This is a genomic window from Pseudomonas sp. 18173 (genome assembly GCF_050432945.1).
Lineage (GTDB): Bacteria > Pseudomonadota > Gammaproteobacteria > Pseudomonadales > Pseudomonadaceae > Aquipseudomonas.
Window position 1 is genome coordinate 441,778 of sequence record NZ_JBKFTN010000001.1, and the last position, 16,021, is coordinate 457,798.

Here is a 16,021-nt window from a genome sequence, read left to right on the forward strand (position 1 = left end):
TATTGGATATCTATCGCGCCGGTAGGCAACGCCGAGGTTGCGAGCGGTTCTCGTTTAAAGGCCTCCCAGGTTTCGCCGGATCCGCCGCGCGGGTAAATTGGCGGGCCGGTTATGTTTGGCCGAAAGCTTGTGTCATGATGATCTGACCGCAGGTTAGTCGTCCTCTTCCTATATGAATAGATCTTCCGCGTTGCTCCTCGCTTTTGTCTTCCTCAGCGGCTGCCAGGCCTTGGCACCCGTTTCGCCGGACGGTACGCCGCCGGTTGAAGACAGCACCCCGGCTCCAGAAAAGCCCAAGGTCTACAGCTCCTTCAGCGAGGAAACCATCTTCAGCCTGTTGAGCGCCGAACTGGCTGGCCAACGCAATCGTTTCGACATTGCGCTGGACAACTATGTGACCCAGGCCATCAACACCCAGGATCCGGGCATCTCCGAGCGGGCATTCCGTATCGCCGAATACCTGGGCGCCGACCAGGCCGCCCTGGATACCGCGCTGATCTGGGCCAGGAACGCCCCCGACGACCTCGAAGCGCAACGTGCCGCCGCCGTGCAACTGGCACGCGCCGGGCGTTATGACGACTCCATGGCCTATATGGAGAAAGTCCTGCAAGGCAAGGGCGACACCCATTTCGACTTCCTCGCGCTGTCCGCGGCCGACACCGACCAGGACACCCGCAACGGCTTGATGCAAAGCTTCGACCGTTTGCTGCAGCGTCATCCGAACAACAGCCAGCTGATTTTCGGCAAGGCGCTGCTGATGCAACAGGATGGCGACGCCAAAGGCGCGTTGACGCTGCTGGAAAACAATCCGCCGGACGATGGCGAAATCGCTCCGATCCTGCTGCGCGCACGCCTGCTGCAAACCCTCAATCGCGGTGACGAAGCCCTGCCGCTGCTGCAGAAAAGCATCAAGAAATACCCGGATGACAAGCGCCTGCGCCTGACTTACGCACGCATGCTGGTTGAACAGGACCGCATGAACGACGCCAAGGCCGAGTTCTCGAGCCTGGTCCAGCAATACCCTGAAGACGACGAACTGCGTTACTCCCTGGCGCTGGTCTGTCTGGAAGCCAAGGACTGGAAAGAGGCCAGGGGCCATCTTGAAGACCTGATCGCCCGGGAAAGCCATGTCGACTCGGCGCACCTGAATCTCGGCCGCATCGCCGAAGAACAAAACGACCCGCAAGGCGCCCTGATCGAATATGCCAAGGTTGGCCCGGGCAGTGATTTCCTGCCGGCGCAATTGCGTCAGGCCGACATCCTGATGAACAACGGCAAGACCGCCGAAGCTCAACGCAAACTGGCGGCAGAGCGCGATGAGCAGCCGGATTACGCCATCCAGTTGTACCTGATCGAAGTCGAAACCCTTTCCGCCAACAATCAGGGCGACAAGGCCTGGAATGTTCTGCAACAGGCCTTGCAGAAATACCCGGACGACTTGAACCTGCTCTACACCCGCGCCATGCAGGCAGAAAAACGCAATGACCTGGCGCAGATGGAAAAAGACCTGCGCACGATCATCAAGCGCGACCCGGACAATGCCATGGCGTTGAACGCCCTGGGCTACACCCTGTCCGACCGCACCACGCGCTATGCCGAAGCCAAGGCCCTGATCGAACAGGCGCACCAGATCAGTCCGGAAGACCCGGCGGTACTCGACAGCCTTGGCTGGGTGAATTACCGCATGGGCAACCTCGACGAAGCCGAGCGCCTGTTGCGTCAGGCCCTGGATCGCTTCCCCGATCAGGAAGTCGCCGCTCACCTGGGCGAGGTCCTGTGGGCCAATGGCAAACAGCGTGAAGCCAGACAAGTCTGGGGCAAGTTCCTCAAGGAACAGCCTGACAGCCCGACATTGCGCGGCACCATCAAACGCCTGACCGGATCAGAGACTCTTTAGGATTATGTTTTTGCGCCATTTCATCGTTTTCAGCTTTATCGCCCTGCTCGCCGGTTGCGCCGGGCTGGGTCCCCGCGAATCGGTCGAGGGGCACGGCAATCCAGCCCAATGGCGTGAGCACAAACAGCAACTGACCAGTCTCGATGGCTGGCAGATCGACGGCAAGATCGGCATTCGCGCGCCGAAAGACTCCGGCAGCGGCACGCTGTTCTGGCTGCAACGCCAGGACTACTACGACATTCGCCTCTCCGGCCCGCTGGGTCGTGGCGCGGCACGCCTGACCGGCCGGCCGGGCAAGGTTTCGCTGGAAGTTGCCAACCAGGGGCGTTACGACGCACCGAACCCCGAAGTGCTGCTCGAAGAGCAGCTGGGCTGGAAGTTGCCGGTGTCCAACCTGGCCTGGTGGGTCCGCGGGCTTCCGGCTCCGGACAGCAAGAGCCACCTGACACTGGATGCCGACAGCCGCCTGGCCAACCTCGAACAGGATGGCTGGAAGGTCGAATACACCGACTACACCCAGCAAAACGGTTACTGGCTGCCCGAGCGAATCAAGCTGCATGGCACCGACCTTGACGTCACACTGGTGATCAAGGCCTGGCAACCACGCAAACTGGGGTCGTGACATGCCTGCCAATCGCCTGACTTTGCCCTCGCCGGCCAAACTCAACCTGATGCTGCACATCCTCGGTCGCCGCGAAGACGGTTACCACGAACTGCAAACGATGTTTCAGTTCCTCGATTACGGTGACGAAATCACCTATGCCCTGCGTGATGACGGCGTCATTGAACTGCACACCGAATTCGCAGGCGTGCCCCACGACAGCAACCTGATCGTCAAGGCCGCGAAAAAACTCCAGGAACAGTCCGGGTGCGCACTGGGTGTCGACATCTGGATCGAAAAAATCCTGCCCATGGGCGGCGGCATTGGCGGCGGCAGTTCGAATGCCGCAACGACTTTGCTCGGCCTCAATCACCTGTGGCAATTGGGTTGGGATGAAGATCGCCTGGCTGGCCTGGGATTGACCCTGGGCGCCGACGTCCCGGTTTTCGTGCGTGGCCACGCGGCTTTCGCTGAGGGCGTGGGGGAAAAACTGACCCCTGTCGACCCGGAAGAACCGTGGTATCTCGTGCTGGTGCCGCAAGTCTCTGTAAGTACGGCAGAAATTTTTTCAGATCCGTTGTTGACACGTAACACTCCTCCCATTAAAGTGCGCCCCGTTCCCAAGGGAAACAGTCGAAATGACTGCTTGCCGGTGGTAACAAGGCGTTATCCAGAGGTACGTAACGCTTTGAATTTGTTAGGTAAATTTACCGAAGCAAAACTCACCGGAACTGGAAGTTGTGTGTTTGGGGGCTTCCCAAGCAAAGCTGAAGCTGATAAAGTCTCGGCCCTTCTTACAGAGACCCTTACAGGGTTTGTAGCAAAAGGAAGCAACGTTTCGATGTTGCATCGCAAGCTGCAAAGTCTGCTCTAAAGGAACCGATTACAGGGTAATCGTTGCAACAGATACAGGGGCGTCGCCAAGCGGTAAGGCAGCAGGTTTTGATCCTGCCATGCGTTGGTTCGAATCCAGCCGCCCCTGCCATTTTCCTATACTCATCCAGGTTACCCTCAGCCTTCAGGTACTGCGCGTGTCCAAGATGATGGTCTTTACGGGGAACGCTAACCCCGATCTGGCTCGGCGTGTCGTACGTCAGCTGCATATCCCTCTCGGTGACATCTCTGTCGGTAAATTCTCCGACGGCGAAATTACAGCCGAGATCAATGAAAACGTCCGCGGTAAAGATGTCTTCATTATTCAGCCGACTTGCGCTCCGACCAACGATAACCTGATGGAACTGGTAGTGATGGCTGATGCCTTCCGCCGCTCCTCGGCTACTCGTATCACTGCTGTTATTCCTTACTTTGGTTATGCCCGTCAGGATCGCCGTCCGCGTTCCGCACGTGTGGCTATCAGCGCGAAAGTCGTGGCTGACATGCTTACCGTAGTCGGCATCGACCGTGTTCTCACGGTTGATCTGCATGCTGACCAAATCCAGGGTTTCTTCGATATTCCGGTAGATAACATCTACGGCTCCCCGGTTCTGGTGGATGACATCGAAGATCAGCGCTTCGAAAACCTGATGATCGTGTCCCCGGACATTGGTGGCGTCGTGCGTGCACGTGCCGTTGCCAAATCCCTGGGCGTGGATCTCGGGATCATCGACAAACGCCGTGAGAAAGCCAATCACTCTGAAGTGATGCATATCATCGGTGATGTCGAAGGGCGCACCTGTATTCTGGTCGATGACATGGTCGATACCGCCGGCACCCTGTGCCACGCGGCCAAGGCCCTGAAAGAGCATGGCGCAGCCAAGGTTTTCGCCTACTGCACGCACCCGGTGCTGTCGGGTCGGGCGATCGAAAACATTGAAAATTCCGTGCTGGACGAGTTGGTGGTGACTAACACCATTCCTCTGTCCGCTGCAGCACAAGCCTGTGCGCGTATCCGCCAACTGGATATCGCACCGGTAGTTGCCGAGGCGGTCCGCCGCATCAGCAATGAAGAATCGATCAGCGCGATGTTCCGCTAAGGGCCCTGCCCTTCTCGAAATGTCTCGTTGACGAAAAGCGCCCCGCCCCGGCATTCCTGTCGGGGCGGGGCTTTTTTGCCCATATCGCCTTTAGCGCTGGTCGCAAACGCTGGGGCGAGTGTGGTTATTTTGGAGATACAACATGAACGATTTTACTCTGAATGCTGAAGTGCGTTCCGACCTGGGGAAAGGTGCGAGCCGCCGCCTGCGTCGTCTCGCAAGCCTGGTTCCAGCTGTAGTTTACGGTGGCGACAAAGCCCCTGAATCCATCAGCATGCTGGCCAAAGAAGTTGCCAAACTGCTCGAAAACGAAGCGGCTTACAGCCACATCATCGAGCTGAACGTTGGTGGCACCAAGCAGAACGTCGTGATCAAAGCCCTGCAGCGTCACCCGGCCAAAGGCCACGTGATGCACGCTGACTTCGTACGCGTTGTAGCTGGCCAGAAACTGACCGCTATCGTTCCAGTGCACTTCATCAACGAAGAAGCACCAACCAAGAAAGGCGGCGAAATCTCCCACGTTGTTGGCGAGATCGAAGTTTCCTGCCTGCCGAAAGATCTGCCTGAGTTCATCGAAGTCGACCTGGCTAACGCTGAAATCGGTTCGATCATTCACCTGTCCGACCTCAAAGCCCCTAAAGGCGTTGAGTTCGTTGCTCTGGCACACGGTGATGACAAGGCTGTTGCCAACGTCCACGCTCCACGTGTTGCTCCAGAAGCTGCAGAAGGCGCTGCAGAGTAATTTACTCTGCGCTGCCGGAGTGACCGGAAACATCGCGGACTAGAGCGTAGCGAGAAAGCGGGCGAGAACGCGGAGTTTACATCATGGTAAATGAGCAATTTTCGTCCACTTTCGCCGCACACCCTGATTGCGGCGATGTTATCCACCACTCCAATGAAGGGCCCCTATCGTGACTGCCATCAAACTGATCGTTGGCCTGGGAAATCCAGGCGCTGAATACGAACAGACCCGGCATAACGCAGGGGCCCTTTTTGTTGAGCGCATCGCGAACGCACAAGGCGTGAACCTTGTGGCGGACCGCAAATATTTCGGCCTGACCGGGCGCTTTTCGCATCAGGGTCAGGATGTTCGTCTGCTGATTCCCACCACGTACATGAACCGCAGCGGCCAGGCCGTGGCGGCCCTTGCAGGTTTCTTCCGCATCAAGCCCGAAGAAATCCTCGTGGCACACGACGAACTCGATCTGCCTCCGGGCGTTGCCAAACTCAAAGTGGGCGGCGGCCATGGCGGTCACAACGGGTTGCGCGACATCATTGCGCAACTGGGCAATCAGAATACCTTTCATCGCCTGCGGCTTGGCATCGGCCACCCGGGCGTCGCCAGTATGGTTTCAAATTTCGTCCTGGGTCGTGCGCCACGCGCCGAACAGGAAAAACTCGATGCCAGCATCGACTTTGCCCTCGGCGTGCTGCCGGATATCCTCGCCGGTGAATGGAACCGCGCGATGAAAAACCTGCACAGCCAGAAGGCCTGACTCTTATCCGAGGGGAAACACCATGGGATTCAATTGCGGCATCGTCGGCCTGCCTAACGTCGGCAAGTCCACCCTGTTCAACGCCCTGACCAAATCCGGGATCGCGGCCGAGAACTTCCCCTTCTGCACCATCGAGCCGAACAGCGGTATCGTGCCGATGCCGGATCCGCGTCTGGACGCCCTGGCGGCCATCGTCAATCCAAAGCGCATCCTGCCGACCACCATGGAATTCGTCGACATCGCGGGCCTGGTTGCCGGCGCGTCGAAAGGTGAAGGCCTGGGCAACAAGTTCCTGGCCAACATCCGTGAAACCGATGCCATCGCCCACGTGGTCCGCTGCTTCGAAGACGAGAACGTGATTCACGTCTCCAACAGCGTCGACCCGAAACGCGACATCGAAATCATCGACCTGGAACTGATCTTCGCCGACCTCGACAGCTGCGAGAAACAACTGCAGAAAGTCGCGCGCAACGCCAAGGGCGGTGACAAGGACGCAGTGGTCCAGAAAGGCCTGCTGGAGCAACTGATCGCTCACTTCACCGAAGGCAAGCCGGCGCGCAGCCTGATGAAGAACATGGGCACCGACGAGAAAGCGGTGATCAAGGGCTTCCACCTGCTGACCACCAAACCGGTCATGTACATCGCCAACGTCGCTGAAGACGGTTTCGAAAACAACCCGCACCTGGACGTGGTCAAGGCCATCGCCGAAGAAGAAGGCGCCGTGGTTGTTCCGGTGTGCAACAAGATCGAAGCGGAAATCGCCGAGCTCGATGACGGCGAAGAAAAAGACATGTTCCTCGAAGCCCTGGGCCTCGAAGAGCCTGGCCTGAACCGCGTGATCCGCGCGGGCTACGAAATGCTGCACCTGCAGACCTACTTCACTGCCGGTGTCGAAGAAGTTCGCGCCTGGACCGTCCGCGTCGGTGCCACCGCACCACAAGCCGCTGGCGTGATCCACACCGACTTCGAAAAAGGCTTCATCCGCGCCGAAGTGATCGCCTACAACGACTTCATCCAGTACAAGGGCGAAGCCGGTACCAAGGAAGCCGGTAAATGGCGCCTGGAAGGCAAGGATTACATCGTCAAAGACGGCGACGTGATGCACTTCCGCTTCAACGTGTAAGCACACCGCCCACAAAAAAGCCGCGTTTGATACGCGGCTTTTTTGTGCCTGAAACAATCACCCGCCCCACCACTGAACCACTGTGGGAGCGGGCTTGCTCGCGAAAGCGGTGTTTCAGGCGATATAGACGTCGACTGACACGCCCTCTTCGCGAGCAAGCCCGCTCCCACAGGGGGGATTGGTGTCGGGTCAGGCCTTTTTGGTTCGCGGCAGGAAAATCGCCAGCACCCCGAACAACGGCAGGAACGAACACAGGTAGTACACGTACTCGATGCCGTGAATGTCCGCCAGATGGCCCAGCAATGCCGCGCCAATCCCGCCGAAGCCAAACATCAGGCCAAAGAACACCCCGGCGATCATCCCGACATTACCCGGCACCAATTCCTGGGCGTACACCACGATGGCCGAGAACGCCGAGGCGAGAATGAAGCCGATGACCACGCTGAGAATGGTGGTCCAGAACAGGTCGACATGGGGCAGCAGCAAGGTGAACGGTGCAACGCCGAGGATCGAAAACCAGATCACCGCCTTGCGCCCGATCTTGTCGCCGATCGGCCCGCCGAAGAATGTCCCCGCCGCTACCGCGCCCAGAAACAGGAACAGGTGCAACTGCGAACTGGCGACCGACAGGTCGAATTTCTCGATCAGGTAGAAGGTGAAGTAACTGGTGAGGCTGGACATGTAGAAATACTTGGAGAACACCAGCAACCCGAGCACCACCAGCGCGCTGATCACTCGCCCCCTGGACAGGCCGTGAGTCGCCGCCTGACCTTGCTTGAGCTTGAACAGGTTCAAGTGGTTGGCGTACCAGCGGCTGATCCGGTAGAGCACGAACAGCGCAAATACCGCGAACAGGCCGAACCACGCCACGTGCCCTTGACCGAAGGGAATGATGATCGCCGCCGCCAGTAAAGGGCCGAACGCCGAGCCTGCGTTACCCCCGACCTGGAAGGTCGATTGCGCCAGCCCGAAGCGCCCGCCTGAAGCCAGGCGCGCCACGCGAGATGCCTCGGGGTGGAAGGTCGAAGATCCGATGCCGATCAAACCCGCCGCCAGCAGAATCATCGGGAAGCTGCCGACCACCGACATCATCAGAATCCCGATCAAGGTGCAGACCGTGCCCGCCGGCAGTAGCCACGGCTTGGGATGGCGGTCGGTGTAGTAACCGACCCACGGCTGCAGCAACGAGGCCGTCAACTGGAACGTCAGGGTGATCAGGCCGACCTGGGTGAAGGTCAGGCCATAGTTGGCCTTGAGCATCGGGTAGATCGACGGCAATACCGACTGGATCAGGTCGTTGATCAAATGCGCCAGCGCCACCGCGCCAATGATGCGCATCACCAGGGGGCTGCTTTGGGACGCCGGCACTGAACCGGTCTGGGCGTTGCTGATAGCCATGGGGTTTTCCGTACAACAGGTGGGTGCAAACGGGCAGGTCCGTCAATGTGCCATTTTTCAGTGCAGCAACGCCATCCCCTTAGCCTGCTAACGACTTCGATTTTCATCGCCGCAGCGTTGATGGCGCATAGCCATGGTCTGAATCTTGCCTTGCTTGTCTGCTTGAACGCGGCTTCCTTACAAAGGAGGCCGACAATGGGAAGTTTCGCCACAGAGTCGGCCCACAGAGCGGACAAGGGTGAACTTTCGAGGCCTTTTAAGAGGGCACGAGTCGGCGGTGCAACAACCTCCGACGCACGCCGATGGTGCGTGGTGTCCAGAGGAGTCATGGGGCATGCAGGCTTTTTTATCACCGGGGATCGGGTTGCTGGGGCGTTTCGGTTTTGCACGCAAATTCCAGCTGCTGTTTCTGCTGTTTATCCTGCCGCTGGCCGGCAGCTTGTGGTTGATCGGCCAGGACTATCGCGACAAACTCAGCCTGATTTCCGGCGAACGCGCCGGGGTGCGGCAACTGCTTGCACTTGATGCACTGGATGACCTGCTCGCCGCCCAGCGTGATCGCGCCGCCCGCTGGCGCGCCACGGAAACCAATCGCCAACCGACACCCGCCACCCTCGCGGCGATGGCGGCGTTCGATGCGGCTCAACCCGCCGTCAGCCAGGCCACTGCCGAGTTGGGCAATGCCCTGCAAAAAGAAGGTGCCGAGGGTGAAACGCTGTCGCGTTACCAGGCCCTGCAAACCACCCTCGATGGCCTCGACTCAAAAAGCCTGAGCAATGTCGGTTGGTGGCCGGATGGCTATGATCGCTTCACCAACGCCTTGAGCGCCCTGCAAGCCTTGCGTGAGCAGATCGCCATGGACAATCGCCTGACGCTGGCCCCGTGGCTGGAAACCTACTTGCTGACGCAGATCTCCACCCAGCATGCGCCGGACCTGATCGAGCGAGTCGGTCGCCTGGCGGCGGTGGGCCAGGCATCGGTAGTATCCGGGCAGTTCACTCTGCAAAGCCGCCTGCAACTGCGCGACTTGCGCAGCCGCATCGGCGATGCGCGCGAGCAGCTGGTGAAAACCGCAGGCCTGCTCGAAGCGCGCCTGCCCGGCGCCCTGCAAACCTGGGCCGGGCAATACCATGACAGCCTCAAGCACCTGGACGCCGGCCTGAAGGTGCTGGATGACGGCGTGTTCGGCGGCAGCATCAACCTCAAGCCGGATGACTTCGAACGCAGTCTTGACGCCCTGCTCTCTGACCTCGCCTCATTGCGCCAGCAGTCGCTGGTGTCGCTGGATCAACGCCTGGATTACTACCACAGCTCGGCGATCCGCCAGTTCATTGTGGTGGCCACCGTGTTGGGCTGCCTGCTGTTGGCCGCGCTGTATCTGTTCATCTGTTTGCAAGCTTCGATCCGTCGCAGCGCCAGCGGCATCACGGTATTGGCCGAGGCCTTGCGCGATGGCAACTTGAGCCTGCAAGTACCGGTTCAGGGTCGCGATGAACTCGCGGCCATCAGCACCGCACTGAACGTCGCCGTGGTGCAACTGCGCACCAGCCTGCAAGGGGTGGATCACGAAACCCTGCAATTGAGCCACGCCGTGCAAACCCTCAACCATCACGCCAGCGACGCCTTGGGCGAAGTCGAAGCCCAGCAGTTGCAGATCAGCCAGATTGCCGCCGCGGCGACGCAACTGGCCGCCACCTCACAAGGGGTGGCCCACAGTTGCGAACAGGCGTCCGGGAGCGCCCAGCACACCCGGCGCATTGCCGCCGACAGCAGCCGTGACAGCCAGCGCACCACCGCGAGCATCCAGCAACTCAACCAACGCCTGAATGAAACCGCAGCGGCGCTGGGCCGGGTCAGCGAGCAGGGGCAGCAGATCCAGCTGGTGGTCGACACCATTCGCGGCGTCGCCGAGCAGACCAACCTGTTGGCACTCAACGCCGCAATCGAAGCGGCTCGGGCCGGCGAACAAGGTCGCGGCTTTGCGGTGGTGGCCGATGAGGTGCGCAGCCTCTCGCAACGTACGCAATCTTCGACTGCGCAGATTGCCGGCACCGTCGATAGCTTGCGCAACACGGTGAACGAAGCCGTGAGCCTGATGGAATCGGCCTGTGGTCAGGCGCAATCCGATGCACAGGCAGTGACAGGCCTGGGTGAGCGGCTCGGGGATATCGCCAGTGCAGTGCAAAGCGTCACCGATACCCTGGCGCAAATCGCCACGGCGGTGGAGGAACAGGCCAGTACCGCCGACGAAGTCAGCGGTAATATCCAGCAGGTCGATCAGGCGGCGGTGCGTCTGCTTGAAGGCGCCCGCGCGGTGAACCAGGCAGCGGACACCTTGAGCCACGGCAGCAAGGCCCTCAGCGACAACACCGGGCGTTTCCGTTTGAGTTGAGTGCAGTCGGACTTCTCAGACGCGGATCACCGCCTCCGGGAAGTCCTGCTCCAGCTCGGTCTTGAGCCAGTCGATAAACCACGCCACGTCCGCCGAGAGCTCGGCGGACGGCGTGAGCACCCGATAGCTTTCCAGCTTCACTTGCGCGTCCACCACCCGCACCAGCTTGCCGCTACGGAGTTCTTCGCGCACCAGCACTTCATTGGCCAGCGCAATGCCCTGCCCGCTCTCGGCCACCGACAGCGCGTGGTCGTTGTTGACGTAGAGCATGTCCGAATTGAGGTGCATGTCGAGGTCGTTGGCGGCGAACCACAGGTTCCACCACTCGCCGTCATCGACGTGGATCAGGTTGTGTTGCACCAGGTCCGCGGGGCTGTCGATGGGTTCGACGCTGGCCAGATACTCGGGGGAACAGATCGGAAATACCCGAGGACAAATCAGGCTGGTGCGCGAGTTGGCGTATTGGCCGTCCACCCCGTAGACGATGCCCAGGTCCGCGCTTTTGCCATCCACTTCGGTGAAGGTCGAATTGGGTTCGATGGCGAACTTCAATCCCGGACGCAGATGGCGCATGGTCTCGATGCGCGGCATCAGCCAGCGCTTGGCGAACCCCGGCACCACCATGATGCGCAGCCAGCGCTCGGCGTGTTTGGGCTGCGCCTCCTTTCCTGCATCGATGATCAGTTGCAGGGCAGCGCTGATCTTGCGGTGGTACTTCTCCCCTGCCGCCGTCAGGTTGACCCCGCGCGAGGTGCGCTCGAACAGTTGAATGCCCAGCCAGTCCTCCAGCAACTTCACATGGCGGCCGATGGCCGGCTGGGTCACGTGCAAGGCCTTGGAGGCTTCGACATAGCTGCCCAACCGGGCCGCGGCATCAAAGGCACGCACCGCGTTGAGCGGCGGCAAACGGTGGTCAGGCATGGCTTGTGTACGCCTTTGGCTGTTAAATTTTTTAACAGCCCCTATGTTAAAATTGAAGTTTCGCCCGCCGCAACCCCTCGCTGATAATCGAGCCACAGCAGAACAAAAAAACAGCTGGTTACAACACCCGAACGCAATCTCGATCCTGCCCAGAAAAATAATATCCATGGTCCGACGGCTCAGCTGTCTACAGCACTCGCGGGCGATGGGGGAATCGGAGGTAACGCATGAATGCCCTGCATTCGCTGCAAACGCTGGCGGTGTCCATCCGCTCAGTGCGCAAAGTCTACGGTGATCCAAGCACCGGTCCGGTGGCGCTGAAAAGCATCGACCTGGACATTCGTGACAACGAATTCTTCACCCTTCTCGGCCCTTCGGGCTGCGGCAAGACCACGCTCCTGCGGATGATCGCCGGGTTCGAATTCCCTACCGAAGGCGAGATTCTGCTCTACGGCGAAAACATCGCCGACCGCCCGCCCTTCCAGCGCCCGGTCAATACGGTGTTTCAGCATTACGCGCTGTTCCCGCACATGACCATCGCCGAGAACCTGGCCTTCGGCCTTGAATCCCACCCGATGGGCAAAGTCCTGAACAAAACGCAAATGGCCGAACGGGTGCGCGAGATGCTCGCCCTGGTGCAGATGGAACGTTTCGCCAACCGCAAGCCGGCGCAACTTTCCGGCGGTCAGCAACAGCGCGTTGCCCTGGCTCGTGCATTGGCGCCACACCCGAAAGTGTTGCTGCTCGATGAACCGCTTTCGGCGCTGGACCTCAAGCTGCGCCAGGCCATGCGCGAAGAGCTGAAAACCATCCAGGCGCGTACCGGCATCACCTTCATCTTCGTCACCCACGACCAGGAAGAAGCCCTGACCATGTCCGACCGCATCGCCGTGTTGTCCGAAGGCGAAGTGCAGCAGGTCGGCCGCCCGGAAGACATCTACGAGCGCCCGCGCAATCGCTTTGTCGCGGACTTCATCGGTGAAACCAACTTCATCGAAGGCACGGTCACTCGCGTCGAAAATGGCCTGGCCTGGTTCGCCGGCCCGGCCGGACATCCGCTACCCGCGCAGCCGTGCAGCGATGTGCGGGTCGGCGCCAACGTTGCATTGTCCGTGCGCCCCGAGCGTTTGCATCTGGTGCCAGGCAATACCGACGGCGCCTTGCCGTGCCGGATCGAAGCGCAGATCTACCTCGGCACCGACCTGCAATACCAGGTCAGCCTGAGTGACGGTTCACGCCTCACCGTGCGCACCCCCAACTGCGTCGACCAGAGCAAACGCTTCGCACCAGGAAGCCAGGCCGGCCTGTTGTTCGACCAGGGTAGCGCCAGCGTCCTGCACGATTGAGCACGAGGAATTGCCATGCACGCTTTACCGATTGCCAACACGCTGGAACGTCGGCGGGCTTTCCAGAGTTTTCTCGGTGTCAGCCCCGCACTGATTGCCATCGGCCTGTTTCTGATCGTGCCGATCCTCATCGTCATCGGTTATTCGCTGATGGAAGCCAACCCCTACGGCGGAGTGAACAAGGTATTCAGCGGCGACGCCTACACCTCACTGCTGTTCGAGCGGCAACTGGATGACAGCCTGGCCTTCGCCGACTCCTACCTGATCATCGCCTTGCGCTCCATCGGCATCGCCGGGCTGACGACCATCATCACCCTGTTGATCGGCTTTCCGGTCGCGGTGTGGCTGGCCATGCAACCGGCCCATCGCCGAGGCCTGCTGATCTTCCTGATCACCGTGCCGTTCTGGGCCAACCTGCTGATCCGCACCTATGCGTGGATTCTGCTGCTGCGCAACACCGGGGTGATCAACAACAGCCTGATGGGGCTCGGGGTCATCGATCAGCCGTTGCAATTGCTCTACACCGACGGCGCAGTGCTGCTGGGGCTGGTCTACACCTATGCGCCCTTCGTCGTGCTGCCGATCTACGCCACCCTGGAAAAAATGGACACCCGCCTGCTCGAGGCTGCCCAGGACCTCTACGCCGGGCGCGTGCGTACCTTGCGCAAGGTGGTGTTGCCGATCGCCAAACCGGGGATTCTTGCCGGCGCCATCCTCACCTTCGTGCCTTGCCTGGGAGCGATGATCGCCCCGGAACTGCTCGGCGGCGGCACGCGAATGATGCTTGGCAACCTGATCTTCCGGCAGTTCAGCGATGCCCGTAACTGGCCCTTCGGTGCAGCCCTGTCGCTGGTGCTGATGGCCGCGGTGATGTTGGTTCTGACGGTCTATGCCCTGCGTGCCGAGCGCCAGCGCATCGCCAAAGGAGGTGCATGATGATCGGCCTGTTCAAACGCAATACGTTGGGCGTGCAGGACTTCCCCGGTTTCGGCGGCTTCAGCTTCCTGTTCTACCTGTATCTCTACGCGCCAATCGTGGTGCTGGTGGCGTTCTCGTTCAACGCCAACCAGTCGGCAACGGTATGGACCGGGTTCAGCCTCGACTGGTATCGCGCTGCATTCGCCAACCAGGCCCTGCGCCAGGCGGCCGGCAACAGCCTGTTGATCGCGGTCTGCGCCAGCATGGTCGCCACGGCCATCGCCACCCTCGCCGCCCTCGGCACGTCACGGGGGGCGAAGTTCAAAGGCCTGCAACTGTCCATGGGCGCGATCATGCTGCCCCTGGTATTGCCGGAAATCGTGGTCGGCGTCGCCACTCTCGCGCTGTTTTCCACCATCGGCCTGTCCCTGGGCTACGGCAACCTGATCATCGCTCACACGGTGTTCTGCATTCCCTTTGCTTTTTTGCCGATACGGGCACGCCTGAACGACATGGACCTGTCCCTGGAACAGGCCTCGGCCGACCTCTATGCCGGCCCGTGGCGGACCTTCCGCAAGGTCACCCTGCCGCTGCTGATGCCGGGGATTTTCTCCGGGCTGATGCTGGCCTTCATCGTGTCGCTGGATAACTTCGTGATCTCGATGATGGTCTCCCAGGCCGGCACCACCACCTTGCCGATCTTCATCTTCGGCCTGTTGCGCATGGGCGTGACACCCGACGTCAACGCCGTGTCGACCCTGATCCTGGGTGTCTCGGTGCTGTTCGTCACCCTTTCCTATCTGCTGGGCAAAAAGAAATCCTGATCCTTCTACGCACTGTGGGGAAATAGCATGAGCAAGTGGATTAAAAGCATCGGCACGTCGTTGTTCCTGACCTTGCCGCTGACCATGGCCGGCAGCGTCCAGGCCGCGGAAAAACTCAATGTGGTGAGCTGGAGCGGTTACTTTTCACCAGAGATTCTCGCCAAGTTCCAGAAGCAGACCGGCATTGAAGTTACGGTCGACTCCTACGACTCCAACGAAACCCTGTTGGCCAAATTGAAACAGGGCGGTGCCGGTTACGACGTGGCGATCCCGTCCCACCAGTTCATTCCGATCCTGATCAAGGAAAAGCTGCTGGAGCGTTTCGATCCGGTCAACGAGCCTTACTATGCCGGCGTCGTCGACAACCTGAAAAAACCCACCTGGGACCCGGAAGGCGCCTACTCCGTGCCGTTTATCTGGGGCACCACCAGCGTGGTGCTCAATACCGAACGCTACAAGGGCCCTGCCGACAGCCTCAAGGTGCTTTACGAGCCACCGACCGAGCTGCAAGGGCGAATCAACATGTTCGACTCGGTCAGCGATGTCGTGGACATGGCCAGCCTGTACTTGAACATTCCGCTGTGCAGTGAAGATCCGAAGCAAATGCAGCAGATCCTGACCCTGCTCAAGGCGCAGAAACCGTTCGTCAAGACCTACAGCTCCAAGGCAGGTTCGATCCGCGAAAACCTGGCGTCCGGTGAGATCGACATGTCGACCTTCTGGGGTGGTTCGTCGATGCGTGCCCGGGAAATGAAACCGAGCCTGAACTACCTGTACCCGAAAGAAGGCGTACTGGCCTGGGTCGACAACATGGTCATCCCGACCGGCAGCAAGAACCCGGTGAACGCCAAGGCGTTCATCGCGTTCCTGAGCCAGCCTGAAAACGCGGCGATGACCCAGAACTTCCTCAAGCACCAGAGCCCGATCAAAGGTGTGGAGCCGTTCCTCGACGCGGGCCTCAAGGATGCGCCGGAACTGCACATCCCCGAAGGCACTCCGGTGGTGTTCAGCAAGACCTGCGGCGAAGGCGCGATCCGCCTGGCCGACCGTCTCTGGACCAGCCTGATGCGTTGATCGCTACCGCCCCGACGCAATGGCGGGGCGTTTTTCCAGCCGTCTGAAAGGCCGCTTG

General features: G+C 60.1%; 14 protein-coding genes and 1 tRNA gene. 13 read left to right on the top strand and 2 right to left on the bottom strand.

Annotation, left to right across the window (positions count from 1 at the left end; genetic code table 11):
* Positions 1-172: 172 nt before the first annotated feature.
* The 8 genes from ACLD1X_RS02015 (at position 173) to ychF (ending at position 7,090) form a co-directional block, all read left to right on the top strand.
* A complete protein-coding gene (locus ACLD1X_RS02015; RefSeq protein WP_429365892.1) occupies positions 173-1,897 on the top strand; it encodes a tetratricopeptide repeat protein in 1,725 nt (574 codons plus the stop codon).
* 4 nt (positions 1,898-1,901) lie between these two features.
* Complete coding sequence (gene lolB / locus ACLD1X_RS02020; RefSeq protein WP_429365893.1) at positions 1,902-2,519, top strand: lipoprotein insertase outer membrane protein LolB; 618 nt, start codon at positions 1,902-1,904, stop codon at positions 2,517-2,519.
* Position 2,520: 1 nt separating this feature from the next.
* Positions 2,521-3,372, top strand: coding sequence for a 4-(cytidine 5'-diphospho)-2-C-methyl-D-erythritol kinase (gene ispE / locus ACLD1X_RS02025; RefSeq protein ID WP_429365894.1), 852 nt, complete (start codon positions 2,521-2,523; stop codon positions 3,370-3,372).
* A gap of 36 nt (positions 3,373-3,408) precedes the next feature.
* Positions 3,409-3,483: transfer RNA gene (locus ACLD1X_RS02030), tRNA-Gln, on the top strand.
* Positions 3,484-3,529: 46 nt separating this feature from the next.
* The gene (locus tag ACLD1X_RS02035; RefSeq protein ID WP_003171603.1) at positions 3,530-4,471 is read left to right on the top strand and encodes a ribose-phosphate pyrophosphokinase; all 942 of its coding nucleotides are present in this window, start codon (positions 3,530-3,532) and stop codon (positions 4,469-4,471) included.
* Positions 4,472-4,613: 142 nt separating this feature from the next.
* Entirely contained in the window at positions 4,614-5,213 is a 600-nt protein-coding gene (locus ACLD1X_RS02040) for a 50S ribosomal protein L25/general stress protein Ctc (protein WP_008016617.1), read from the top strand.
* Positions 5,214-5,382: 169 nt separating this feature from the next.
* Positions 5,383-5,967: an aminoacyl-tRNA hydrolase gene (pth, locus tag ACLD1X_RS02045; protein ID WP_020799735.1), complete on the top strand. Its 585-nt coding sequence runs from the start codon at positions 5,383-5,385 to the stop codon at positions 5,965-5,967.
* Between the two features lie 22 nt (positions 5,968-5,989).
* On the top strand, positions 5,990-7,090 hold the full coding sequence (gene ychF, locus ACLD1X_RS02050; protein ID WP_413427041.1) for a redox-regulated ATPase YchF: 1,101 nt from the start codon (positions 5,990-5,992) through the stop codon (positions 7,088-7,090).
* A 189-nt stretch (positions 7,091-7,279) separates the two neighbouring features.
* Here ychF and ACLD1X_RS02055 read toward each other — a convergent pair whose 3' ends face one another.
* Entirely contained in the window at positions 7,280-8,488 is a 1,209-nt protein-coding gene (locus ACLD1X_RS02055) for an MFS transporter (protein ID WP_429365895.1), read from the bottom strand.
* A gap of 334 nt (positions 8,489-8,822) precedes the next feature.
* Here ACLD1X_RS02055 and ACLD1X_RS02060 point away from each other — a divergent pair, with 334 nt between their 5' ends.
* Positions 8,823-10,880 (top strand): methyl-accepting chemotaxis protein, encoded by a 2,058-nt coding sequence (locus ACLD1X_RS02060; protein ID WP_429365896.1) that lies wholly within the window; start codon positions 8,823-8,825, stop codon positions 10,878-10,880.
* Between the two features lie 15 nt (positions 10,881-10,895).
* Here the strand turns inward: ACLD1X_RS02060 and ACLD1X_RS02065 are convergent, their stop codons facing one another.
* Positions 10,896-11,801 carry a LysR substrate-binding domain-containing protein gene (locus tag ACLD1X_RS02065; RefSeq protein WP_429365897.1) on the bottom strand — a complete coding sequence of 302 codons (906 nt, stop codon included), beginning with the start codon at positions 11,799-11,801 and terminating at the stop codon, positions 10,896-10,898.
* Positions 11,802-12,028: 227 nt separating this feature from the next.
* Here ACLD1X_RS02065 and ACLD1X_RS02070 point away from each other — a divergent pair, with 227 nt between their 5' ends.
* Genes ACLD1X_RS02070 through ACLD1X_RS02085 form a run of 4 tightly spaced genes read left to right on the top strand, consistent with a single transcriptional unit; the run spans position 12,029 to position 15,963 of the window.
* The gene (locus ACLD1X_RS02070) at positions 12,029-13,147 is read left to right on the top strand and encodes an ABC transporter ATP-binding protein (RefSeq protein WP_429365898.1); all 1,119 of its coding nucleotides are present in this window, start codon (positions 12,029-12,031) and stop codon (positions 13,145-13,147) included.
* A gap of 15 nt (positions 13,148-13,162) precedes the next feature.
* Complete coding sequence (locus ACLD1X_RS02075) at positions 13,163-14,083, top strand: ABC transporter permease (protein WP_429365899.1); 921 nt, start codon at positions 13,163-13,165, stop codon at positions 14,081-14,083.
* Entirely contained in the window at positions 14,083-14,889 is an 807-nt protein-coding gene (locus tag ACLD1X_RS02080; protein ID WP_008016604.1) for an ABC transporter permease, read from the top strand. Before ACLD1X_RS02075 ends, ACLD1X_RS02080 begins: the two co-directional genes overlap by 1 nt.
* 27 nt (positions 14,890-14,916) lie before the next feature.
* Positions 14,917-15,963 carry an extracellular solute-binding protein gene (locus ACLD1X_RS02085; RefSeq protein WP_429365900.1) on the top strand — a complete coding sequence of 349 codons (1,047 nt, stop codon included), beginning with the start codon at positions 14,917-14,919 and terminating at the stop codon, positions 15,961-15,963.
* The last annotated feature ends 58 nt before the right edge of the window (positions 15,964-16,021 follow it).

Coding starts and splice junctions, on each gene's coding strand:
- ACLD1X_RS02015 (WP_429365892.1), top strand. CDS start 173: ATGAATAGATCTTCCGCGTTGCTCCTCGCTTTTGTCTTCCTCAGCGGC.
- lolB (WP_429365893.1), top strand. CDS start 1,902: ATGTTTTTGCGCCATTTCATCGTTTTCAGCTTTATCGCCCTGCTCGCC.
- ispE (WP_429365894.1), top strand. CDS start 2,521: ATGCCTGCCAATCGCCTGACTTTGCCCTCGCCGGCCAAACTCAACCTG.
- ACLD1X_RS02040 (WP_008016617.1), top strand. CDS start 4,614: ATGAACGATTTTACTCTGAATGCTGAAGTGCGTTCCGACCTGGGGAAA.
- ychF (WP_413427041.1), top strand. CDS start 5,990: ATGGGATTCAATTGCGGCATCGTCGGCCTGCCTAACGTCGGCAAGTCC.
- ACLD1X_RS02055 (WP_429365895.1), bottom strand. CDS start 8,488: ATGGCTATCAGCAACGCCCAGACCGGTTCAGTGCCGGCGTCCCAAAGC.
- ACLD1X_RS02060 (WP_429365896.1), top strand. CDS start 8,823: ATGCAGGCTTTTTTATCACCGGGGATCGGGTTGCTGGGGCGTTTCGGT.
- ACLD1X_RS02065 (WP_429365897.1), bottom strand. CDS start 11,801: ATGCCTGACCACCGTTTGCCGCCGCTCAACGCGGTGCGTGCCTTTGAT.
- ACLD1X_RS02070 (WP_429365898.1), top strand. CDS start 12,029: ATGAATGCCCTGCATTCGCTGCAAACGCTGGCGGTGTCCATCCGCTCA.
- ACLD1X_RS02075 (WP_429365899.1), top strand. CDS start 13,163: ATGCACGCTTTACCGATTGCCAACACGCTGGAACGTCGGCGGGCTTTC.
- ACLD1X_RS02080 (WP_008016604.1), top strand. CDS start 14,083: ATGATCGGCCTGTTCAAACGCAATACGTTGGGCGTGCAGGACTTCCCC.
- ACLD1X_RS02085 (WP_429365900.1), top strand. CDS start 14,917: ATGAGCAAGTGGATTAAAAGCATCGGCACGTCGTTGTTCCTGACCTTG.